The sequence below is a fragment of the Albidovulum salinarum genome (assembly GCF_025673475.1).
In the GTDB taxonomy this organism is placed as follows: domain Bacteria; phylum Pseudomonadota; class Alphaproteobacteria; order Rhodobacterales; family Rhodobacteraceae; genus Albidovulum; species Albidovulum salinarum.
The window spans coordinates 42385-64949 of the sequence record NZ_JAOVQO010000007.1; the positions used below are offsets into that span (position 1 = coordinate 42385).

Here is a 22565-nt window from a genome sequence, read left to right on the forward strand (position 1 = left end):
GGGAAACGGGTGAGGCGACAGGCAGGGCGGCTCTTGCGGAATGGCCGATGGGCGATCGGCGGGCTGGCACTTCTGACTGCCTCCCTTCCGGCGCACGCGCTTGACCGCGTGGTATTTGCCGCGCCGGGCGCCGACGAGAGCCTGACCGACGCGCTCCGCGCGGCATCGCTTGTCTTGCAGGCCGAGCGCGAAAAGCAGGGCGACGCCCAGGCGCTCTTCGCCGCCGCGCGCGCCGATTACGGTCGGCTTCTCGGCACGCTCTACGCCGAGGGACGCTATTCCGGCGTGATCCGGATCGCCGTCGACGGCCAGGAGGCCGCCAGGATCGCGCCGCTCGACGCGCCCGAGACGATCCGCGAGATCCGCATCACCGTGGAACCCGGCCCGCAGTTCCGCTTTGCCAAGGCGCGGATGCGCCCCTATGCGCCGGGCACCAAGCTTCCGCCCGATTATCGTGACGGAGAGCCCGCCCGCTCCACCGCCATCGTCGCCGCCGCAGAGGCCGGCGTCGAAGGCTGGCGCAACGTCGGCCACGCCAAGGCCGGGGTCGCAGACCAGACCGTCATCGCCGACCACCGCGAAGCGTCGGTCGACTCCGAGATCCTGCTTGCCCCCGGACCGCGCGTCCGTTTCGGCAAGATGACGATATCGGGCTACGAGCGGATGAATCCCCGCCGGATCGAAAGGATCGCCGGCTTCCCGACCGGCGAGGTCTACGACCCCGCAGAGATGAACACCGTCGCGACGCGGCTGCGCCGGACTGGTGTCTTCCGCACCGTCGCCCTGACCGAAGCCGAAACGCTTGGCCCCGGAGACACGCTCGACGCGGCGTTGGTCGTCGCCGAGGCGCCGTTGCGCCGTTTCGGCTTCGGTGCCGAAGCCTCCACGAGCGACGGCCTCAATCTCTCTGGCTACTGGCTGCACCGCAACCTTTTCGGCGGCGGCGAGCGGCTGCGCCTCGAAGGCGCAGTCGATCAGATCGGCGGCCAGGACGTCAGCCCCGGCTACAATCTCGGCGTCCGCATCGACCGGCCCGCGACCCCGGTGACAGATGCCACCGCGTTCTTCGAAGCACGCGCGGAACGCACCGAGCTTCTCGACCTCGACGTCGATACTCTTGAAGTGACCTTCGGCCTGACGCGCGTGCTGAGCGACAGGCTGAGCGCCGAGGCCGGGCTGTCCTATATCGCCTCGCGCGTGACCGATCCCTTCGGCAACAAGTTGGATTTCAGCGCGTTCGCTCTGCCGCTCTCACTCACCTGGGACAATCGCGACGAACCGCTCGACCCGCGCAAGGGCTACTTTTTCGATGCGGATCTCGCCCCGTTCTACGGCATGGGCAGCACCGGCTCGGGCGCCTATTTCCTGGGTGACGCGCGCACCTATCGCGGTTTCGGCGCCAAGGACCGGGTCGTGCTTGCCGGCCGGGTTCAGCTCGGCACCGTGGTTGGTTCAGCGCTCGCCGAGACGCCTCCTGGCTACCTGTTCTTCTCTGGCGGCGGCGGCACCGTACGCGGCCAGCCCTACCAGTCGCTCGGCGTGTCGGTACCGACCTCGCCCACCACGACGATCGAGACCGGCGGCTTGAGCTTCGCCGGCCTCTCGGGAGAGGTGCGCGCCGGCATCACCGAGAAGATCGGCGGCGTGGCCTTCTACGATGCCGGCTACATCAGCGACGACGGGCTTTTTGGCGGCACCGGCAACTGGCATGCCGGCGCCGGTCTCGGCGTGCGCTACGACACCGGCATCGGGCCGATCCGGTTCGATGTCGGCCTGCCGGTCTCGGGCGGCACGGGTGGCGGTGTTCAGCTTTACGTCGGCATCGGGCAGGCCTTCTGATGCGGCGGCTTCTTCTTTCCCTTCTGGTCGCGCTCCTGCCTCTGGCCGCCCCGGCACAGGAGGAAGAGAGCCCCGAGCGCGACCGCGACTTCCTGACCGGCTTTCTTGAGGACAACCTCTCCGGCCTCGGCCGCACCGTGCGGATCGACGGTTTCGCCGGCGCGCTGTCCTCGCGCGCGACGTTCGATCAGATGACGATCGCCGATGCCGATGGCGTGTGGCTGACGATCCGTGGCGGCGCGATCGGCTGGAAACGGTCCGCCCTCCTGCGGGGCCGGGTCGAGATCAGCGAGATGACCGCCGAGGTGATCGAGCTGCCGCGTCGGCCCTCGTCGGGCAAGAGCCGGACCGAGGCCTCGGGCTTCGCGCTGCCGGAACTGCCGGTCAGCGTGTCGATCGGCAAGCTCCACGCCGACCGCGTGGTGCTCGGCGAGGCGCTGTTCGGCGCCGCCGCCGAAGTCTCGCTCGACGGGACGATGCAGCTTGCTGGCGGCGAAGACTCGGCTGATCTGAACGTCACCCGGATCGACGGGCGCGAGGGCAGGGTCTCGCTGACCGGCAGCTATGCCAACGAGACCCGCAAGGCGACGCTCGACCTGCTCGTCGCCGAGGCCGCGGACGGGATCGCCGCCAACCTGATCGGGCTCCCGGGCAAGCCCTCGATCGAGCTTGCGATCGCCGGCGATGGCATCATCGACGATTTCCGCACCGACATCACGCTCTCGACCGACGGTGCGCCGCGCCTCAAGGGCCAGGTGGAGCTGCTTGCCGTGGCCACGGAAGACGGCGTTGCCGAGCGGCGGTTCCGGGCCGCACTCGGCGGCGACATCGCGCCGCTGCTCCTGCCGGAATACCAGGACTTCTTCGGCCCCGATGTCACACTCGAAGCCGAGGGAAGGCGCGCACCCTCCGGCCAGCTTGACCTGACGCGGCTGGTGATCGGTTCACGCGGTGTCGATGTCAGCGGCCGGCTCTCGCTCGCCCCCTCGGGTCTGCCGTTGCAGATGGCGCTGACCACCCGGATCGGCCTTACCGACGGCAGCGAGGTGCTGCTGCCGCTGCCGGGCCAGAAGACATATCTGCGCGCCGCCGAACTCAGCCTGCGCTACAGCGCGGAAAGGGGCGACGGCTGGAAACTCACTGGCGACCTTCATGGTCTTCGCCGCGCCGACCTGACCATTGCCGCGGTCTCGCTCGACGGATCGGGGCGGATCGGCCGGCCCGGTTCGGACGGTGTCGGCGTGACCCGCGTCGGCGGTCATGTCGGGTTCGCGGCCAACGGGATCGAACCCACCGATCCGGCACTCGCCAGTGCCGTCGGACCGGATCTTGCCGGCAAGATCATGTTTCACTGGCAGGGGGGTGAGCCTCTCTCCATCCCGTCCTTCGACGTGGAGGGGCAGGGCTACGGCGCCAGCGGCGGCTTCAACATCGAGACCACCGACAAGGGCCTCACGCTCGGCGGTCGGGTCACCGCCGAGGTCGCCGACATGGGCCGGTTCTCCGGCCTCGCGGGGCGTCAGCTCGGCGGGGCGGCGAACCTCGAGGTCTCGGGTTCCACCGGTCTTCTTTCCGGGGTCTTCGACCTCGAAGGCCGGATCGAGGGGCGCAATCTCAGCGCCGGCCAGGCCGAGCTCGACCGGCTGCTCGAAGGCCTCGCCACGGTCACCGCCTCGGTCAGCCGCGGCACCGAGGGGATCGAGATACGCAGCCTCGACCTGTCCGCCACCACGCTGATCGCCTCGGCCTCGGGCCATCTGGGCAGCGAGGCGAGCGACGTGACCGCGACACTCGATTTCGCCGATCTTGGCGCACTCGGGGCGAAGTATCGCGGCGCGATGAAAGCGGACGCCCGGCTCATCGGGACCGGCAAGCGCCGCCAGATCACGCTCGACGCCTCGGCCAGCGGCCTCGGTATCGGCGAGCCCACTGCCGACCGCCTTCTTGCGGGCGCCTCGACACTCAGCCTGTCGATCGCCGAGGAGGAAGGCCGGGTCGAAATCGATACGTTCGAACTCGACAACCCGCAGCTCCGGCTGGAGGCGACGGGCAGCATCGAGGATGACGTTCGGCGGGTCGACATCGCGGCACGGCTCAACGACATGGCGCTTCTGGCGCCCGGCTTCCCCGGCCCCCTGACCCTCGAGGGCCGCGTCACCGAATCCGCCGACGGATACGATGTCGACCTTTCCGGCAACGGTCCTGGCGCCACGTCGGCCGAGATCGCCGGGCGCATCGCGCGGGACCTCAGCACCGCCGACGTCGGCATTCGGGGCGGTACGCAATCGGCGATCCTCAACCCGCTTCTCGCGCCGCGCAACATCGACGGGCCGGTCAGCTTCGACCTGCGCCTGAGCGGCCCGGTCCGCCTTGAATCCCTCCAGGGCCGGATCGCCCTGTCCGGCGCCCGGCTCGTGGCCCCGACCTTCGGGTTCGAGATGGAAGGGCTCGACGTCGCCGCCGATCTCGCCGGAGGCCGCGCCAACCTTTCGGGCGGCGCCAATGTCCGCGGCGGCGGGCGGATCGAAGTCTCGGGCCCGGTGGCGCTGACGCCGCCCTTCCAGGGCGATCTCGCGCTCCGGCTTGCCGGCGTCCGGCTTCGCGATCCCGATCTCTACGAGACCTTCATCGACGGCACTGTCTCGATCGCCGGCCCGTTCCTCGGCGGCGCCACGATCGCCGGGGCGATCAACCTGGACCGCACCGAGGTCCGCATCCCTTCGACCGGTTTCGGCAGCCGACCCACCCTTACCGGGCTGCGCCATGTCAACGATCCCGCCGCGGTGCGCGACACCCGGAAGATGGCTGGTCCGTCCAGCGAGCGCCGCGAAGGCGGGCCGGTCTACAATGTCGATCTCACGGTTTCGGCCCCGGGCCGGATCTTCGTGCGCGGCCGCGGACTCGATGCCGAGTTGGGCGGCACGCTGCGGCTGACCGGAACCACCGCCAATATCGTGCCGTCGGGGCGATTCGATCTCATCCGCGGCCGGCTCGACATTCTCGGCAAGCGGTTCAGCATCGACGAGGGACTGGTGGAGCTGCAGGGCGCGCTGACCCCCTATGTCCGCTTCGCGGCGTCGAGCGAAAGCGACGGCATCACCGCGACGATCGTGATCGAAGGAGAGGCCTCCGAACCAGAGATCCACTTCCTCTCCTCGCCCGAGCTGCCCGAGGAAGAGGTCGTGGCGCAGCTTCTGTTCGGGCGCGGCCTCGACAATCTCTCGCCCTTCCAGGCGGCGCAGCTCGCTTCGGCGATCGCCACGCTGGCGGGGGGTGGCGGCGAAGGCCTGGTGTCTCGGCTGCGCGGCGGCATCGGGCTCGACGATCTCGACGTGACGGCGGCGGAAGACGGCACCGGTGCGCTTCGCGCCGGGAAATACGTCTCCGAGCGGCTCTACACCGATGTCGAGATCGGCTCGGGTGGCAAGAGCGAGATCAACCTCAACTTCGAGATCCGGAAAGGCCTGAAGGCGCGCGGTTCGGTCGATTCCAAGGGCGGAACCGGCATCGGCGTCTTCTGGGAGCGCGATTACTGAAGGCGTCTCAGCCGGTCGTGTTCCTCGTTCACCGCCGCGCCGAGAAGCACGATGAAGGCCGAGATATAGAGCCACATCAGAAGCGCGATCGCCGCGCCGATCGAACCGTAGATCCGGTTATAGGCGCCGAAATTCTCCAGGTAGACCGAGAAGGCCATCGACGCCGCGGCCCAGAGGATCGCGGCGAGCAACCCGCCAGGCGTGATCCACGAATGCGGTGCCGTGTCCATCGTCGGCCCCCAGCGGTAGAAGAGGCCGAGCACGATGAGAACGACGAGGAACATCGCCGTCCAGGGCAGGTAGCGCAGGATGAACCCCTCGACCGGACCGAGTTCGAGAAAATTGAGGATCACCGGCACCATCACGACGGTCGCGAGCGCGGTGAGAAAGACCGCGATCAGAGCGAACGTCATACCGATGGAGACCAGCCAGCGCATGAGGCCTGGCCGGTGCCGGCGGACATGGATCGCGTTGAGCCCGGAGATGAGCGCCGCCACGCCGTTGTGGATCGAATAAAAGGCGATGGCGAGCGAGATGGCCGTGGTCCAGCCAAGCGTCTTCGGCGTGGCGAGAAGCAAGGAATTGAGCTGCGCCTCGATCAGCCCATAGGCGGCGGCCGGGATCAGGTGGCTCACCGAACCGAGGTATTCGCGCATCACCGCCGGGTCGGAAAAGAAGCCCCAGATCGCGATCGTGGCAGCCATGCCGGGGAAGAGCGCGAACATCATGTAGAAGGCGACGCCGGCCGCGATCAGCCCGAGATGGCGATCATCCATCGCGTTCCAGACCGCGAGGATCAGCTGCATGATGTAGACCGTGGTGGTGGCCATCGTCGTCCCCGTTCTGCCGCCGCACCGGTATGTTCGCCCGTCCCGAGCCCGTCGGCAACCCGCAGGCCGGATCGCCGCTGGCGGCCGTATCGCCAGCGCGCGCCCTCCGGTATCACTGGCAACGGGAGGATTCGCCATGCGCCTTGCCGCTGTACTCGCCCTCGCCGCGACGGCCGTGCGTGCCGAGATGCCGGCGCCGGTGTCAGATGCCGATTTCCTGTTGGTGCCGGAGGCGGAATCCCGGCTCGGCCAGTTGCTCTTCTATGATCCGATCCTGTCGGGCAACCGCAACATCTCCTGCGCGACCTGCCACCATCCGCGGTTCGCGACCTCCGACGGGCTCTCGCTCGGACTTGGCGAGGGCGGGATCGGCCTCGGCCCCGATCGCCGCGCCGATCCTGAGAATCCGCCGGAACAACGGATTCCCCGGAATGCGCCGGCGCTCTTCAATCTTGGCGCGCGCGAGTTCACCGTGCTCTTTCACGACGGCCGGATCGAGGCCGATCCGTCGCGACCCTCCGGGTTCAGGACCCCGCTGGAGGAGGAGATGGTCGCGGGCTTCGCCTCGGTTCTGTCGGCACAGACGATGTTCCCGGTGTTGTCCGCCGACGAGATGGCGGGGCATTATCAAGAGAACGACGTCTCGACCGCGGTGCGCGAGGGCCTGATCACCGGGGAAGGCGGTGCCTGGGACATCCTGTCGAAGCGCGTCGCGGCAATTCCCGCCTATCGCGAGATGTTCGCCGCTGCCTATCCGGAGATCGCGGCGGGTCGAGAGATCGCCTTCACCGATATCTCCAATGCCATCGCAGGCTTCATCGCCGTCGAATGGCGGGCCGACGATTCCGCCTTTGACAGGATGCTGCGCGGAGGGGCGCCGCTTGCCGAACGCGCGGCCGAGGGCATGGCGCTGTTCTACGGAGACGCGGGGTGTTCCGAGTGCCATTCCGGACCGTTCCAGACCGACCACGGCTTTCACGCGATGGGAGAGCCGCAACTCGGTCCCGGCAAGGCCGAACGGTTCGAGCGCCATTCCCGCGATACCGGCCGGATGCGGGTGACGAACCGTTCCGAAGACGCCTATGCGTTCCGCACGCCGTCCCTGCGCAATGTCACCGCGACCGGGCCCTGGGGCCATGCCGGGGCGTGGTCGGACCTTGCGGCCTTCCTTGCGCATCATGCCGATCCCGCCGTGGGGCTCGGTGACTACGATCGCAGTCAGGCGGTTCTGCCCGGTCTCGACGCGACGAAGCCCGACTGGGCCGTGCTCGGCTCGGCCGACGAGGTGGCTGAGATCGAAGCCGCGGTGCAGCCGGGCCGGACGCTTTCGTCCGAGGAGATTGCTGCGATTCTCGCCTTTCTCGACACCCTCAGTGATCCCGCCGCGATCAAGGGCCGGCTCGGCGTACCGGGGACGGTTCCAAGCGGTTTGCCGGTGGAGCGCTAGAGCCCGAGCTTAAGACCGCGTCCGTCGGGCGCGACCCGGGTGACCCGGTCGAGAGGGATCGAAGCCCACTCCGACTGGGTCCCGTTCGGCCAGATGATGCGAAGCTCTGCAGTGGTCGCGTCGCCGAGCCCGAAATGCACCGGCCCGGCCTGTCCACCGGCGTGACCGCCGCCGACCGTCACCTCGCGCGCCTGTTCCCCGTCACCGGTCCGGACCTCCAGCCACGCCCCGACCGCTCGGGTGTTCTGGGCAAAAACAGGCTCTACTCCGGCCCAATGCCCGGTGATTTCGGTGGCGTTTTGCCAGATCTCCATCGGCGCGCGGCGGTTGACGACGACGATGTCGAGCCGCCCGTCGCCATCGAGATCGGCGAGCGCCGCGCCGCGCGAGCGCTCGGTCGTGGCGATCCCCGCCGCCTCCGCGGCTTCGGTGAAATGTCCGTCCGGCCCCTGCATCAGGAGGTTGTTCGGATCGTTGATCGCATTCGACGGCATCTGGTCGACATTGCCCTTGGCGATGAAGAGATCCGCGCGCCCGTCGTTGTCGATATCGCCGAACTCGGCATGCCAGCCGGTCGAGGGCCTGCCGTCGTCGCCGAGAAACGGGACATGGGCATAGGTGCCGATCTCATAGGGCGCGTCGGTGAACCCCGTGCCGGTGTTGATCTGCAGGAGCTGGTCGCCCATCGAGGTCAACATCACTTCCGGCAGCCCGTCGCCGGTCACGTCGCCGCTGGCGATTCCCATGCCCCAGAGCGAGACCTTCGGCCAATCCTCCTGCCGCTCGACGAGCGGGTTGAGCCGGAACATCTGCTCGTAGCCGCCGCGTACATAATAGTGGCGGTCGTTGGAGATCCTCAGTTCGGGCACACCGATCCGCCGCCAGTCGCTGATCAGCATCGACAGCGCGCAGAAACCGGGCGCGATCACCTCGGGCAGGCCGTAGTGGTGGCCTTTGGGCCGGTAGAGGTCGGATGTATCGCAGGCTCCGAACGGCCCCTCGGGATTGGCCCGGTCCACATAATGGCCGAAGGCGAGGGTCGGCAAATCCTGCCCCGGCTCCCAGGTCGCAGAGAACGCGGTGGTCCAGGCGTCACGCGGCGCAAGGCCCCAGTCGGCGGTCGCATCGGTAAAGCGGCAATCCGGCGCGCCGCGCAAAAGCTGGTCAGTCCCGACCCGCAGCACGGCGAGGTCGAGCCAGCCGTCGCCGTCGATATCTAGTGGATAGGCGCCGGTTACTCCGGTCATCTCAGCCAGCGCGCCCCTAGAAAAGGTGATCGGCTGCCCGGGACCGGGCGTACTGTTGACGAAGAGCCGCGCCGGGTTCGCCCCCCCGGCGGCGAAGAGATCGGGCCGTGCGTCGGCGTTGCAGTCGAGGACCGCGACCCCGCCGCCGACGAAATGCTCCCAGCCGCCGTCATAGACATGCGGCGCGGGCAAGCCCAGGGCGCGGTCGACGAAAACAGGCTCTGCACCGGCCGGAAAGGCGAAAACCAGCGCGGTCAGCAGCGCCCTCATTGCGCCGCGATCTCGCGGCCCGGCGCCAGCAATCCCTCGGTCACCGCCGAGAGCGCGAGCGCCGCCGCGCCATGTGCCCAGAGGAGATCGCCCCAGGCATGGATCTCGATCTTCGGGGCGGGACGGCCGGTGTTGAGCGCCAGCGCCTGGATCTCGGCCAGAGTCTCGTTGGCGTAGAGGTAGTCGTAGCGCATCCGCTCACCCGACAGGATGATCAGCTCGGGATCGAAGAGGTTCACGACATTGGCGAGCCCGAGCGCGAGAAACCGCCCGGCGCGATGGAAGATCGAGCGCGCCGCAGCGTTGCCCGCCTTGGCATGATCATAGAGGCTTTCGAGCAGCATGTTCGTCGACTGCGTCTCGCGGCTGGTCCAGTTCAGCGCGGTCGTCGCCTCGCGGGCGAGCGCGTAGTCGGCGACATAAGCCTCGAGGCACCCGCGCTGGCCGCAGCGGCAGAGCGCGCCGTCGAGCTGCACCTTGGTATGGCCAAGCTCCATCCCGAGCCCGCGGGCGCCGCGATAGATCCGGTGGTTGAGGACAAAGCCCATGCCGACGCCATGCTCGATCGTCACCACCGCAAAATCCGAGAGCCGCCGCCCGGCGCCGAACCAGAGCTCGGCGAGCGTCACGAGGTTGGCGTCGTTGTCGACCCGGACCGGCAGGCCGAGCCGCGCCTCGACCGCGCGGGCAAGCGGCACATGCCGCGCGACGAGGATCGGCGACCAATGCGCCACCCCGTCTGCGGCATCGACGAAACCCGGCACGCCGAGGCCGACGGCGCTCAATGCATCGCGGGTGATTCCGGCCTTGGCACAGATCCGCGCGAGCAAATCGTCGATCGTTTCGACCAGCGCTGGCAATTCCATCACTTGCGACTGCCGCGGAGCCGCGAGGTCGGCAATGAGGTTGCCGGCGAAGTCGACGATTACGGCGGTGTTCTCGCGCTCCGCGAGCTTGATCCCCGCCACGAGATGCGCCGACGCGCGCACGCCCAGCGCCACGGCAGGCCGGCCACGACCGGATTCGCCGTCGCGCGGAGCCTGGATCTCCTCGACGAGCCCCATCTCGATCAGCTCGGAGGTGAGCGTGGTGACCGTCGCGGGGCTGATCGCCAGCTCCTTGGCGACCTGAACCCGGGGGATCGAGCCCGCGGCGCGCACCCGTTCGAAGATCTGCTGGCGCAGCGGCCGCGAGGATTCCGACAGCGCCGGGATATGCGGGCCGCAGCCGAGCGAATCAGGCCCCATGCGCTGGCTGTTCCGGGTGTCGCCCTCGGTCATTAATTAGCACGCCTAACTAAAAATAGCCAAATTAGCGGCCCTTCAGCCAAATTCTTGGCGATTTCGCGATGGATCTGGCAGTTTTGTTTCACATATGTACTTTGTCGAACTTATTTTAATTTGACAAGCGAATTTATTCGCGGCAGCCTTGAGGAAGTTCGGCGCACCCGCCGATCCGGGCGTGAGGCCCGTCCAAGGGAGGAGACAATGACGAAAACCTTTCTCGCGGCCGTCGTCCTGACGGCCGGCTTTGCCACATCCGGCTGGGCGCAGACCGTCGGTGTGAGCTGGTCGAATTTCCAGGAGGAGCGCTGGAAGACCGACGAGGCGGCGATGAAGGCCGCGCTCGACGCGGCCGGAGCCACCTATGTCTCGGCCGATGCGCAATCGTCCTCGGCCAAGCAGCTTTCGGACATCGAGGCGCTGATCGCGCAGGGCGTCGACGCTCTGATCATCCTCGGCCAGGACACCCAGGCCGTGGTGCCCGCAGTGCAGGCCGCGGCCGACGAGGGCATCCCGGTCGTCGCCTATGACCGGCTGATCGAGGATCCGCGCGCCTTCTACCTGACCTTCGACAATATCGAGGTCGGGCGGATGCAGGCACGCGCGGTCTTCGAGAAGATGCCGAAGGGCCGCTATGTGATGATCAAGGGCTCGCCCACCGATCCCAATGCCGACTTCCTCAGGGGCGGCCAGCAGGAAGTGCTGCAGGCGGCGATCGACAGCGGCGACATCACCATCGCCGGCGAGGCCTATACCGATGGCTGGCTGCCGGCGAACGCCCAGAAGAACATGGAGCAGATCCTCACCGAGACTTCGAACGGAGTCGATGCGGTCGTCGCCTCGAACGACGGCACGGCGGGCGGCGTCGTGTCGGCGCTGACCGCGCAGGGCATGGCCGGAATCCCGGTCTCGGGCCAGGACGGCGATCATGCGGCGCTGAACCGGGTCGCGGCCGGGACCCAGACCGTGTCTGTCTGGAAAGACGCGCGCGAACTTGGCAAGGCGGCGGGCGAGATCGCCGTCGCGCTCGCCGGCGGCACCGCGATGGAGGCGATCCCGAACGCGGTCAAGTTCACCACGCCCGGCGGCAACGAGATGAACGCCGTCTTCCTCGCGCCGATCCCGGTGACGCAGGACAACCTTTCGGTCGTGGTCGATGCCGGATGGATCAGCAAGGACGCGCTCTGCCAGGGCGTGAGCGCTGGTCCGGCACCCTGCAACTGATCCCCTGATGCAAAGGCGCGCTCCGGCCCCCGAGGCCGGGGCCCGCCCTCTCGGGCCCATCTTCAGAAGGAACGGACATGTCCGACGTGGCCAAGCACGCCCCCCATGAAATCCGCCAGCGCAGCCTTCTCGAAACGCTGGAGATCGACACCAGACTTCTCGGCATGATCGGCGCCTTCGTGGTGATCTGCCTCGGCTTCCAGGGCTGGACCGGGTTCCGGCTGCAGCCGGAGTTCACCGCGAACCCCTTCGCCTGGCTCTCGGACGGCGCGTTCCTGTCGGCGCGCAACATCTTCAACCTGACGATCCAGACGGTCTCGGTCGCGATCATGGCGACCGGTATGGTCTTCGTCATCGTCACACGCCACATCGACCTTTCCGTTGGTGCGCTTCTCGCGCTCTGTTCGGCGGTGATGGGGCTGATGCAGGTCTGGCTGGTGCCGACCGTGATGGGGCTCGGCTTCGGCCATCCGATGGTGGCGCCGATGGCAATGGTCGCCGGGCTCGCCACCGGCACGCTGGTCGGCGCCTTCAACGGCTGGTTCATCGGCTACCAGCGCATCCCGGCCTTCATCGTGACGCTCGGCGGCCTTCTGATCTGGCGCAATGTCGGCTGGTACATGACCTCCGGCCAGACGCTCGGGCCGCTCGACAAGAATTTCCTGCTGTTCGGCGGCTCCGAGGGCACGCTCGGCGCGACCGCCTCCTGGATCGTTGCCGCGATCGCCGCGGCGCTCGCGATCTGGGCGCAGTTCCAGGGCCGCAAGGCCAAGCTGGCGCATGACTTCCGCGTCAAGCCGATCTGGGCCGAGGTGATGATGTCGGCGATCTATGCCGGCGCGATCTTCGGCTTCGTCGCGATCCTGAATTCCTACGAGGTCCCGGCCGGCCGTCTGCGCCGCATCTTCGCGGCCCGCGGCGAGACCATGCCGGAAGGTTACAGCGAGGTCTTCGGCCTTCCGATCTCGGTCCTGATCCTGATCCTTCTCGCCATCGCGATGACCATGATCGCGCGGCGCACCCGGTTCGGGCGCTACATCTTCGCCACCGGCGGCAATCCCGACGCGGCGGAGCTTTCGGGCATCAACACCCGGCTCCTGACGGTCAAGGTCTTCGCGCTCATGGGCTTTCTCTGCGCGCTCTCGGCGATCGTCGCCCAAGCGCGTTTGCAGAACCACACCAACGACATCGGCACGCTCGACGAGCTCCGCGTCATCGCCGCTGCGGTGATCGGTGGCACAGCGCTTTCGGGTGGAATAGGCACGATCTACGGCGCCATTCTCGGTGCGCTGATCATGCAGTCGCTGCAATCGGGCATGGCGATGGTGGGCGTCGACTCGCCGTTCCAGAACATCGTCGTCGGCCTTGTCCTCGTAATCGCTGTCTGGATCGACATCCAGTACCGCAAGCGTACGGGAGCCCTGAAATGACCCAGGATCGCGGAACCCCCCTCGTCGAGCTGCGCGACATCTCGATCGCCTTTGGCGGCATCAAGGCCGTGGATCACGTCACAGTCGATCTCTATCCCGGCGAGGTCGTCGGCCTGCTCGGCCACAATGGCGCTGGCAAGTCGACGCTGATCAAATGCCTCTCCGGCGCCTACCAGGCGGATTCGGGCGAGATCTTCATCAATGGCCAGAAGGCCAGCATTCAGAACCCGCGCGACGCCCGCGCCTACAATATCGAGACTATCTACCAGACGCTCGCGCTCGCCGACAATCTCGACGCCGCCTCGAACCTCTTCCTCGGACGCGAGCTGGTGACGCCGATGGGCTTCGTGGACGAGGCGCGGATGGAGGCCGAGACGCGCAAGATCATGGCCCGGCTCAACCCGAACTTCCGCAAGTTCAACGTGCCGGTCTCCGCGCTCTCGGGCGGTCAGCGGCAGTCGGTCGCGATCGCCCGCGCGGTCTATTTCAACGCCCGGATCCTGATCATGGACGAGCCGACGGCTGCGCTCGGGCCGCACGAGACGCAGATGGTCGCCGAGCTGATCGAGGAGCTGAAGCGCCAGGGGCTCGGAATCTTCCTGATCGAGCACGACATCCACAATGTGATGAAGCTCTGCGACCGGGCGAGCGTGATGAAGAACGGTCAGCTCGTCGGCACGGTGAACGTGGACGAGGTCACCGACGACGACATCCTCGGCATGATCATCCTCGGCAAGAAGCCCGAAAAGGCGGCGTGATGTACCTCGGGCTCGATCTTGGCACGTCGGGCCTGAAGGGCGTTCTGATCGACGCCGACCAGCGCATCGTGGCCGAGGCGACGGCGCCGCTCACCGTGTCGCGACCGAGGGACGGCTGGTCCGAGCAATCGCCCGCCGATTGGATCGCCGCCGCCGAGGCGGTGCTGCGCGCGCTGCCCGAGGCGGCGCGCGCAGCGGCCGAGGCGATCGGGCTTTCCGGGCAGATGCACGGCGCAGTCCTTCTCGACCGGTCCGACAACGTGCTGAGGCCCTGCATCCTCTGGAACGATACCCGCGCCCACCGGGAGGCCGCCGAGTTCGACGCCGACCCGGCGTTCCGGCGGATCAGCGGCAACATCGTCTTTCCCGGCTTCACGGCGCCCAAGCTTCTCTGGCTCCGCCGCCACGAACCGGCACTTTTTACGCAGGTGGCGCGGGTGCTCCTGCCCAAGGACTACCTCCGGCTCTGGCTGACCGGAGAGCATGTCGCGGAGATGTCGGACGCCTCGGGCACGAGCTGGCTCGACACCGGGGCGCGCGACTGGTCGGAGGCGCTTCTGGCCGCAACCGGGCTTGACCGCACCGCGATGCCGCGGCTCGTCGAGGGCGTCGCAGTGTCCGGCCGACTTCGGCCGGAACTGGCACGCCGGTTCGGGCTGAGGCCTGGCGCAGTCGTGGCCGGCGGGGCGGGTGACAACGCGGCGGCGGCAATCGGGCTTGGAGTGGTGAAGACGGGGCAAGGGTTCGTCTCGCTCGGCACGTCGGGCGTGCTTTTCGCCGCGAATGACCGCTATAGACCCGATCCCGCGACGGCGGTCCACAGCTTCTGCCACGCGCTCCCGGGCAAGTGGCACCAAATGGGGGTGATCCTTGCCGCCACCGATGCGCTGAACTGGTTTGCGCGGCTCGCCGGAAGCGAGCCTGCCGCTTTGGCCGAGGCGCTCGGCACGCTGAAGGCGCCCGGCAAGACCCGGTTCCTTCCCTTTCTCGGCGGCGAACGGACGCCCCTGAACGACGCCGCGATCCGCGGCGCCTTCATCGGCCTCGACCACGCCACCGATCGCGAGGCCGCGACGCGCGCGGTGCTCGAGGGCGTGACCTTCGCAATCCGGGACTGCCGCGATGCGCTCTACGCGACCGGCTCGAGGATCGACCGGCTGCTTGCGACTGGCGGCGGCGCGAAATCGGATTATTGGCTCGCGGCGCTGGCCACGGCGCTCGGCACACCGGTCGCCCGGCCCGCCGCGGGGGATTATGGCGCCGCCTTCGGGGCTGCCCGGCTCGCGTTCATGGCCGCGACCGGCGCCGGGGCAGAGATTGCGACGCCACCCACCATCGCCCGAACCTTCGAACCCGTCGCGGCGCTCACCGAGGCCTTCGACGCGGGCCATGCCCGCTATCGGGCCGCCGCAACTGCCATCAGGGGGCTGACATGACCCATTTCTTCGACCGAATCCCGAAGATCCGCTACGAGGGGCCCGACTGCACCAGCGATTACGCCTACCGCCATTACGATCCCGACGCGGTCGTGCTCGGCAAGCGGCTCGAGGACCAGCTGCGGTTCGCGGTGGCCTGGTGGCACAGTTTCGCCTGGCCCGGCGGCGACCCGTTCGGCGGCGCGACCTTCGAGCGGCCGTGGTTCGGCGACACGATGGCCCACGCCAAGCTGAAGGCAGATGCCGCGTTCGAGATGTTCGACCTGCTCGGCGTGCCGTTCTTCTGCTTCCACGATGCCGACGTGCGGCCCGAAGGCGCGAGCTTTGCCGAAAGCGTGCGCAATCTTGAGGAGATCGTCGATTACATCGGTCAGAAGATGGCGGGCCAGCGCACGCGGCTCCTCTGGGGCACCGCGAACCTCTTCTCGCACCGCCGCTTCATGGCCGGAGCCGCGACCAACCCGGATCCCAATGTCTTCGCCTATGCCGCGGCGACGGTGAAGTCCTGCATGGACGCGACTCACCGCCTCGGTGGCGAGAACTACGTCCTATGGGGCGGGCGCGAGGGTTACGAGACGCTGCTCAACACCGACCTGACGCGCGAGGCCGAACAGGCCGGGCGGTTCCTGCAGATGGTCGTCGATTACAAGCACAAGATCGGGTTCAAGGGCACGATCCTCGTCGAGCCGAAACCACAGGAGCCGTCGAAGCACCAGTACGACTATGACGTCGCGACAGTCTACGGCTTCCTCAAGCGGTTCGGGCTCGAGGGCGAGGTCAAGGTCAACATCGAGCAGGGCCACGCGATCCTCGCCGGTCATTCCTTCGAGCACGAGATCGCGCTCGCCGCCTCGCTCGGCCTGTTCGGCTCGATCGACATGAACCGCAACGATTACCAATCGGGCTGGGACACCGACCAGTTCCCGGACTCCGTCCCCGAAATGGCCCGCGCCTATTACGAGATCCTGCGCGCGGACGGTTTCACCACCGGCGGCACCAATTTCGACGCAAAACTTCGGCGCCAGTCGCTCGACCCCGAGGACCTTATTCTCGCCCATGTCGGCGCGATGGATGTCTGCGCGCGGGCGTTCAAGGCGGCGGCGGCGCTGTACGAGGACGGCGCGCTCGAGGCGGCGCGAGCGGCGCGCTATGCGGGATGGAACGATCCTGCGAACCGGACAATGCTGCAAGGTGCGACACTTGAGGAGATTTCGGACCGGGTCCTTCGCGATGGGATCGACCCGAAACCGCGCTCGGGACGGCAGGAGCGGCTGGAAAACCTCTGGAACCGATTCGTGTGAGTCCGCGGCGCTGATCCGGTGCCTCGTTGGCCACAATGGAAGGGATGCGTTTCGGGCCCTGTCGACTCAAACGATTGTCCGCGACCATAACGTATTGATAAAGCGTAATTAAACGTCGAGACGCCATACTGCGTAAGCGACTTCAACCGCGGTCGGCGAAGCTTCGTTCACTCCCGATTAAGCTTAACTGATCCGTAACAACTCAGCCCTTAGCTTTGCGGCATGTCCGGATGCAGAGCCCGACCGGACCCATTGACGAGGGAGTTCTCCGGGATGGCCGCCCCGTATTTCGAGTTCCACAACGTAGCCCCCTTCGATACGCCGCGCTTCTATTCCGCGATTGGAAAGCGCGTGCTGGATGTCGCGCTGGTTGTCCTGGCGCTGCCGCTCGTGCTGCCGCTGGTGGCGTCGGTCCTCTGCCTCACCGCGCTGTCCGGCGGTCGTCCGCTCTACTCGCAAAAACGGATCGGTCGCGACGGATTGCCGTTTCGCTGCTGGAAGGTCCGGACCATGATCCCTGACGCCGAGAGCGTGTTGGCCCGGATACTTCAGGCCGACCCCACCCTTGCAGCGGAATGGGGCCGTACCCAGAAACTGTCCCGGGACCCAAGGATCACGCGGCTCGGCGCGGTCCTGCGCCGGACCAGCCTCGATGAGCTGCCGCAACTTTGGAACGTGCTCACCGGCTCCATGAGTCTTGTCGGTCCCCGTCCGTTCCTGCCGGAGCAGCGGGCGCTCTATCTCGACGGCCGCCAGGATGCGGCCTATTACCGGATGCGGCCGGGGATAACCGGCCTTTGGCAGATCGGGTGCCGAAATCGCGGCTCGTTCTCGGAGCGCGCAAACTACGACACCGCCTATGGGCATTCTGTCAGCCTCGGCACCGATCTTTCGGTACTCGCGCGGACCTTCGGTGCAGTGATGCGCGCGACGGGTGTCTAGCCGAACCGTGCCCAGATCGCGGTGGCGCCCAGCCCCTCGACAAAGACGCGATGCGCTTCGGCCTCTTCGGCGGTGAGCCGCGGGGCAAGCGGCGCGGGCCGCGCCGTCGGGCGCCAGGTCCCGGCGGTGGCGGCGTTGCCGGGTGTGGTGGTTGCAGCCGTCAGCCCAAAATCGGGCTGCCGCCCGCCGATGAGTTCCAGATAGACCTCGGCGAGAAGCTCGCTGTCGAGTAGCGCCCCGTGCTTCTCGCGCGCCGAGTTGTCGATGCCGAAGCGCCGGCAGAGCGCGTCGAGCGAGGCGGGTGAACCAGGGAACTTGCGCCGCGCCATCGCGACGGTGTCGAGCGCGCGGTCCATCGGCAGGAGCGGAAGGCTCGCCCAGCCAAGCTCGGCATTGAGGAACTTCATGTCGAAGGCGGCGTTGTGGATCACCAGCCGCGAATCCGTCCCGACGAAGTCGAGAAATGCTCCGGCGATCTCGGTGAACCGCGGCTTGTCGCGCAGGAAATCATCTCCGAGGCCGTGGACCTCGAAGGCTGCGGTCGGCATCGCGCGTTCGGGGTTGATGTACTGGTGATAGGTCCGCCCGGTCGGAACATGGTTGAATAGTTCGACCGCGCCAATCTCGACGATGCGGTCGCCTTCGGCGGGTTCGAAGCCGGTGGTTTCGGTGTCGAGGACGATTTCACGCATGGCTGTTCCGAAGCTCCGCGATCAGGTTTTGCACAGCCGCGCGGGTTTGATCAAGGCTGCGGGTCTCGATCACATGGGTGGCTCGGGCGCGTTTCTCGGCATCCGGCATCTGCCGCGCGAGGATTGCCGCAAGCTGCGCCTCGGTCATTCCAGGCCGGGCGAGGACGCGCGCGCGCTGGGTCTCGACGGGTGCGGTGACGACAAGCGTGGCGTCGAGCCAGGTCTCGGCGCCGGTCTCGAAGAGGAGCGGGATGTCCAGCACCACGAGGGTCGCGCCGTCGGCCTCGGCCCCGGCGATGAAGGCGGCACGGTCGGCGGCCACGAACGGGTGGACGGCGGCCTCGATCTGCGCGAGCGCGGCGGGGTCGCTGGCGATCCAGGTCTTGAGCCCCGTGCGATCGACCGCACCATCGACCACCGCCTCGGGGCAGAGCGCGGCGATCGCCGGCACGGCGGCGCCGCCCTTCGCATAGAGACGATGAACCGCGGCGTCGGCGTCCCAGACCGGCACGCCTTCAGCTGCAAACATGGCCGCCGTGGTGGACTTGCCCATGCCGATCGAGCCGGTGAGACCCAGAAGAAAAGGCCGCGTCATGCGCCCAGAACCACGTCCCGCGTCGCCTGGTCAACCTCGGGACGCGCGCCGAACCAACGCTCGAACGCCGGCGCCGCCTGGTGAAGGAGCATGCCGAGCCCGTCCACGGTCACGCAGCCCATCGCCTCGGCCTCTTCGAGCAGCCTCGTGCGCAAGGGCGTATAGACGAGATCCGTCACCACCGCGGATTTCGAAAGCGCGTCGAGCGGCACGCGGAAATCCGGCTTGCCGACCATGCCGAGCGAGGAGGTGTTCACGACGGTGACGGCATCTTCCAGCATCGAACCCGCGTGGACCCAGTCGTAGACGATGACCTTGGCGCCGAATTCCTGCCGGAGCGCCTCGGCACGGGCGCGAGTGCGGTTTGAAAGACGGATCTCCGGCACGCCAACCTCGATCAGCGAGGCGATGACCGCGCGGGCGGCACCGCCCGCGCCGAAGACGGCGGCGGCTCCCGATTGCGGCGCCCAGGTCGGGGCGTTCTGCCTCAGATTGGCGATGAAGCCATAACCGTCGGTATTGTCCGCATGAATCCGTCCGTCCTTGCGGAAGATCAGCGTGTTCGCCGCGCCGATCAGGGCGGCGCGATCGGTCACGACATCGGCGAGCGCGAGCACCGTCTCCTTGTGCGGGATCGTGACGTTGACGCCGACGAACCCAGCTTTCGGAAGCGTGGCGATCACCTCGCGCAGATCCGACTGCGCCACATCCATCGGGATGTAATACCCGCGGATGCCATAGGTCTTCAGCCAGTGGCCATGAAGCTGCGGCGACTTCGAATGCGCGATCGGCGAACCGATGACGCCGGCGAGCGGAATGCGGGGATGGTCGGTCATGTGGCGATGTCGCCCCGAATGCCGAGCCAGGTCAAGAGTTCGATGAGCGGCAGGCCGAGAACGGTAAAATAGTCGCCTTCGATGCGGGAAAAAAGGCGCACTCCCTCTTCTTCGAGCTTGTAGCAGCCGACGCTGTGGCGAACGCTGTCCCAGTTTCGGTGGAGATAGGCGTCGAGATAAGCGTCAGAGATGTCGCGCATGGTCAGACGTACAGTACCGACATGACGCCAGAGCGGAGTTCCGGCCTGACAGACGATCGCTGCGGAATAGAGACGGTGAGTCCGTCCCGCGAGCGCGCGCAGATGGTCGCGCGCCTCGTCGATGTCGGCGGGTTTGGCGAAGATCCGCCCCTCGCAGTCGAGGATCTGGTCGCAGCCGATCACCAATGCGGTGGGGTCCTTCTCGGAGATCTTCCTCGCCTTCATCTCGGCCAGCGCGTCGGCGAGATCGCGACCTCCGGCGCCGTCGGCCTCGAGCGCGGCGCGGATCGCGTCCTCGTCGACGCGGGCGGGGCGGATATCGGGGGCGAGGCCGGCTGCGGCGAGCAATCCGGCCCGGATCTCCGAGCCGGAGGCGAGGACGATTTTCGGGCGACCGGTTTCAGGCATTGGGGACCGTTCTGTGGACAAAGCCAAGGGGAGGGCAGGTATCAATCCGGGGATAAATCGGGTTCCGGACGTTGCTGGCGGAACCGGAGTGGTTATGTCAAGCGCGATGACGGATTATCCACCTGTGCGCCGCACTTACTCAGATCTGGGGAAAACTCCGCCGTGGCGGCACTTCGGGCAACAAAAGTTATCCCCAGGTCAACCGGAAAAGGGGTATAGTTAACGCATAGAATACAAAGGAGAAAATTTCGAAAATTCGCGCTGATGCGAAAGTTATGCACGGAGCTTTCCTCAGGGTTGTCGGCTTGTGGGTGTCCACTGTATTCCGGGTGTAATCCCTGTCATCCACAGGCCCAATATCTACTACATCTCTTTTCTTTCCATATTCATTGATTAGGAAGAAACGCGAACGGATGCGAGGGAGCGGGCAGGTGACGGACCTTCTGGTGGCGATCTATCCATGGACCAAGGTGTTCCATGTAATCTCTGTGATCGCCTGGATGGCGGGGCTGTTCTACCTGCCGCGGCTTTTCGTCTATCACGCCGAGTCCGTGGAATCCGGCGGCGAGACCGACCGCCTGTTTCAGGTGATGGAGCGCAAACTTCTGCGGCTGATTATGAACCCCGCGATGACGGCGACCTGGGTGTTCGGGCTTTGCCTGGTGTTCACGCCGGGGATCGTCGATTGGAGTGCGATCTGGCCCTGGACCAAGGCTGGTGCGGTGATCGTGATGACATGGTTTCATCATTGGCTGGGGTATCGGCGCAAGGATTTCGTTGCCGGGCGGAACAGCCGGACGGGTCGCACCTACCGGCTGATGAATGAGATTCCGACGGTGCTGCTGGTCATCATCGTGGTCTCGGTCATCGTTCGGTTCTGAGCGGAGATTGACTCCGAGGCGTATGCGCGTGTAAGGATCGGCCAAGCCCCGCCGTCCGGCGTGCGGTATTTCCCCTGATGACCCTTCGCGCCGCCCCGAGGGCCGTGCCTGATACGATCGGTTCCCAATGACCCAAGAGCGACTGAACCTTGCCGAACTGAAGGCAAAGAGCCCGGCTGACCTGCTGGCCATGGCCGAGGACCTCGAGGTCGAGAACGCCTCGACGATGCGCAAGGGCGAGATGATGTTCTCGATCCTGAAGGAGCATGCCGAGGAAGGCTGGGAGATCGGCGGAGACGGCGTGCTGGAGGTGCTTCAGGACGGGTTCGGCTTCCTGCGTTCGCCCGAGGCTAACTACCTGCCGGGTCCGGATGACATCTATGTCAGCCCCGACATGCTGCGCCAGTACTCGCTGCGCACCGGCGACACCGTCGAAGGGGTGATCCGCGCGCCCGGCGAGAACGAGCGTTACTTCGCGCTGACCAAGGTGACGTCGATCAACTTCGAGAACCCGGAGAAGGCGCGGCACAAGGTCGCGTTCGACAACCTGACGCCGCTCTATCCCGACGAGCGGCTCAAGATGGAAATCGAGGATCCGACCATCAAGGATCGTTCGGCGCGGATCATCGACCTGGTTGCGCCGATCGGGAAGGGGCAGCGCGCTTTGATCGTGGCGCCGCCAAGGACCGGCAAGACCGTGCTTCTGCAGAACATCGCGCATTCGATCGAGACCAACCACCCGGAATGCTATCTGATCGTGCTTCTGATCGACGAGCGTCCGGAAGAAGTGACGGACATGCAGCGCAGCGTGAAGGGCGAGGTTATCTCCTCGACCTTCGACGAACCGGCGACGCGCCACGTCGCGGTGAGCGACATGGTGATCGAGAAGGCGAAGCGGCTCGTGGAGCACAAGCGCGATGTGGTGATCCTGCTCGACTCGATCACCCGCCTCGGGCGGGCGTTCAACACCGTCGTGCCGTCCTCGGGCAAGGTGCTGACCGGCGGCGTCGACGCGAACGCGCTGCAGCGGCCGAAGCGGTTCTTCGGGGCGGCGCGCAACATCGAGGAGGGCGGTTCGCTGACGATCATTGCGACCGCGCTGATCGATACCGGAAGCCGGATGGACGAGGTGATCTTCGAAGAATTCAAGGGTACCGGCAACTCGGAGATCGTGCTCGACCGCAAGGTCGCGGACAAGCGGGTCTATCCGGCCATGGATATCCTCAAGTCCGGAACCCGGAAGGAAGATCTCTTGGTGGACAAGAACGATCTGCAGAAAACGTACGTCCTGCGCCGCATCCTCAACCCGATGGGAACGACGGACGCGATCGAGTTCCTGATCTCCAAGCTCAAGCAAACCAAGACGAACTCCGAGTTCTTCGACTCGATGAACGCCTAATTTATTTAGGT

The 22565-nt window shown here is 66.7% G+C and carries 18 protein-coding genes; 11 read left to right on the plus strand and 7 right to left on the minus strand.

The annotated features are described in order from the left end of the window. Window positions 1-108: 108 nt before the first annotated feature. Together OEZ60_RS08690 and OEZ60_RS08695 are read left to right on the plus strand one after the other, a co-directional pair. Window positions 109-1839 (plus strand): autotransporter assembly complex protein TamA, encoded by a 1731-nt coding sequence (locus tag OEZ60_RS08690; RefSeq protein WP_263335142.1) that lies wholly within the window; start codon window positions 109-111, stop codon window positions 1837-1839. Continuing rightward, window positions 1839-5375, plus strand: coding sequence for a translocation/assembly module TamB domain-containing protein (locus OEZ60_RS08695; protein WP_263335143.1), 3537 nt, complete (start codon window positions 1839-1841; stop codon window positions 5373-5375). Before OEZ60_RS08690 ends, OEZ60_RS08695 begins: the two co-directional genes overlap by 1 nt. Here the strand turns inward: OEZ60_RS08695 and OEZ60_RS08700 are convergent. Further along, window positions 5369-6205, minus strand: coding sequence for a YihY/virulence factor BrkB family protein (locus OEZ60_RS08700; RefSeq protein WP_263335145.1), 837 nt, complete (start codon window positions 6203-6205; stop codon window positions 5369-5371). The two genes, OEZ60_RS08695 and OEZ60_RS08700, sit on opposite strands and share 7 nt — an antisense overlap. Before the next feature lie 136 nt (window positions 6206-6341). Between OEZ60_RS08700 and OEZ60_RS08705 the strand changes: the two genes are divergently transcribed. Beyond that, window positions 6342-7652, plus strand: coding sequence for a cytochrome-c peroxidase (locus OEZ60_RS08705; protein ID WP_263335146.1), 1311 nt, complete (start codon window positions 6342-6344; stop codon window positions 7650-7652). On the opposite strand, the gene OEZ60_RS08710 is transcribed toward OEZ60_RS08705, so the two are convergent. Beyond that, complete coding sequence (locus OEZ60_RS08710) at window positions 7649-9169, minus strand: CRTAC1 family protein (protein WP_263335148.1); 1521 nt, start codon at window positions 9167-9169, stop codon at window positions 7649-7651. The genes OEZ60_RS08705 and OEZ60_RS08710 overlap by 4 nt on opposite strands. After that, a complete protein-coding gene (locus OEZ60_RS08715) occupies window positions 9166-10449 on the minus strand; it encodes an ROK family transcriptional regulator (protein ID WP_263335149.1) in 1284 nt (427 codons plus the stop codon). The genes OEZ60_RS08710 and OEZ60_RS08715 overlap by 4 nt, the downstream gene beginning before the upstream one ends. A gap of 207 nt (window positions 10450-10656) precedes the next feature. Between OEZ60_RS08715 and xylF the strand changes: the two genes are divergently transcribed. The 6 genes from xylF to OEZ60_RS08745 all read left to right on the plus strand — a co-directional run bounded on the left by xylF (window position 10657) and on the right by OEZ60_RS08745 (window position 17543). Then, window positions 10657-11676 carry a D-xylose ABC transporter substrate-binding protein gene (gene xylF / locus OEZ60_RS08720; RefSeq protein ID WP_263335151.1) on the plus strand — a complete coding sequence of 340 codons (1020 nt, stop codon included), beginning with the start codon at window positions 10657-10659 and terminating at the stop codon, window positions 11674-11676. A 77-nt stretch (window positions 11677-11753) separates the two neighbouring features. After that, entirely contained in the window at window positions 11754-13106 is a 1353-nt protein-coding gene (locus tag OEZ60_RS08725) for a sugar ABC transporter permease (protein ID WP_263335152.1), read from the plus strand. Then, window positions 13103-13864: an ATP-binding cassette domain-containing protein gene (locus OEZ60_RS08730; protein WP_263335153.1), complete on the plus strand. Its 762-nt coding sequence runs from the start codon at window positions 13103-13105 to the stop codon at window positions 13862-13864. The genes OEZ60_RS08725 and OEZ60_RS08730 overlap by 4 nt, the downstream gene beginning before the upstream one ends. Then, window positions 13864-15300, plus strand: coding sequence for a xylulokinase (gene xylB, locus OEZ60_RS08735; protein ID WP_263335155.1), 1437 nt, complete (start codon window positions 13864-13866; stop codon window positions 15298-15300). The genes OEZ60_RS08730 and xylB overlap by 1 nt, the downstream gene beginning before the upstream one ends. Further along, a complete protein-coding gene (gene xylA / locus OEZ60_RS08740; protein ID WP_263335156.1) occupies window positions 15297-16601 on the plus strand; it encodes a xylose isomerase in 1305 nt (434 codons plus the stop codon). Before xylB ends, xylA begins: the two co-directional genes overlap by 4 nt. A 273-nt stretch (window positions 16602-16874) precedes the next feature. Continuing rightward, a complete protein-coding gene (locus tag OEZ60_RS08745) occupies window positions 16875-17543 on the plus strand; it encodes a sugar transferase (protein WP_263335158.1) in 669 nt (222 codons plus the stop codon). Here OEZ60_RS08745 and dnaQ read toward each other — a convergent pair. The 4 genes from dnaQ to OEZ60_RS08765 are packed head-to-tail and all read right to left on the minus strand — an operon-like array spanning window position 17540 to window position 20274. Then, window positions 17540-18235, minus strand: a complete 696-nt coding sequence (gene dnaQ / locus OEZ60_RS08750) for a DNA polymerase III subunit epsilon (RefSeq protein WP_263335159.1) — start codon at window positions 18233-18235, stop codon at window positions 17540-17542. The two genes, OEZ60_RS08745 and dnaQ, sit on opposite strands and share 4 nt — an antisense overlap. Next, complete coding sequence (coaE, locus tag OEZ60_RS08755) at window positions 18228-18830, minus strand: dephospho-CoA kinase (protein WP_263335161.1); 603 nt, start codon at window positions 18828-18830, stop codon at window positions 18228-18230. The genes dnaQ and coaE overlap by 8 nt, the downstream gene beginning before the upstream one ends. Further along, entirely contained in the window at window positions 18827-19666 is an 840-nt protein-coding gene (locus OEZ60_RS08760; protein ID WP_263335163.1) for a shikimate dehydrogenase, read from the minus strand. Before OEZ60_RS08760 ends, coaE begins: the two co-directional genes overlap by 4 nt. Continuing rightward, complete coding sequence (locus OEZ60_RS08765) at window positions 19663-20274, minus strand: Maf family protein (protein ID WP_263335165.1); 612 nt, start codon at window positions 20272-20274, stop codon at window positions 19663-19665. The genes OEZ60_RS08760 and OEZ60_RS08765 overlap by 4 nt, the downstream gene beginning before the upstream one ends. 413 nt (window positions 20275-20687) lie before the next feature. On the opposite strand from OEZ60_RS08765, the gene hemJ reads away from it, so the two are divergent. Beyond that, window positions 20688-21155, plus strand: coding sequence for a protoporphyrinogen oxidase HemJ (gene hemJ / locus OEZ60_RS08770; RefSeq protein ID WP_263335167.1), 468 nt, complete (start codon window positions 20688-20690; stop codon window positions 21153-21155). A 127-nt stretch (window positions 21156-21282) separates the two neighbouring features. Beyond that, complete coding sequence (rho, locus tag OEZ60_RS08775; RefSeq protein WP_263335168.1) at window positions 21283-22554, plus strand: transcription termination factor Rho; 1272 nt, start codon at window positions 21283-21285, stop codon at window positions 22552-22554. Window positions 22555-22565 lie beyond the last annotated feature (11 nt).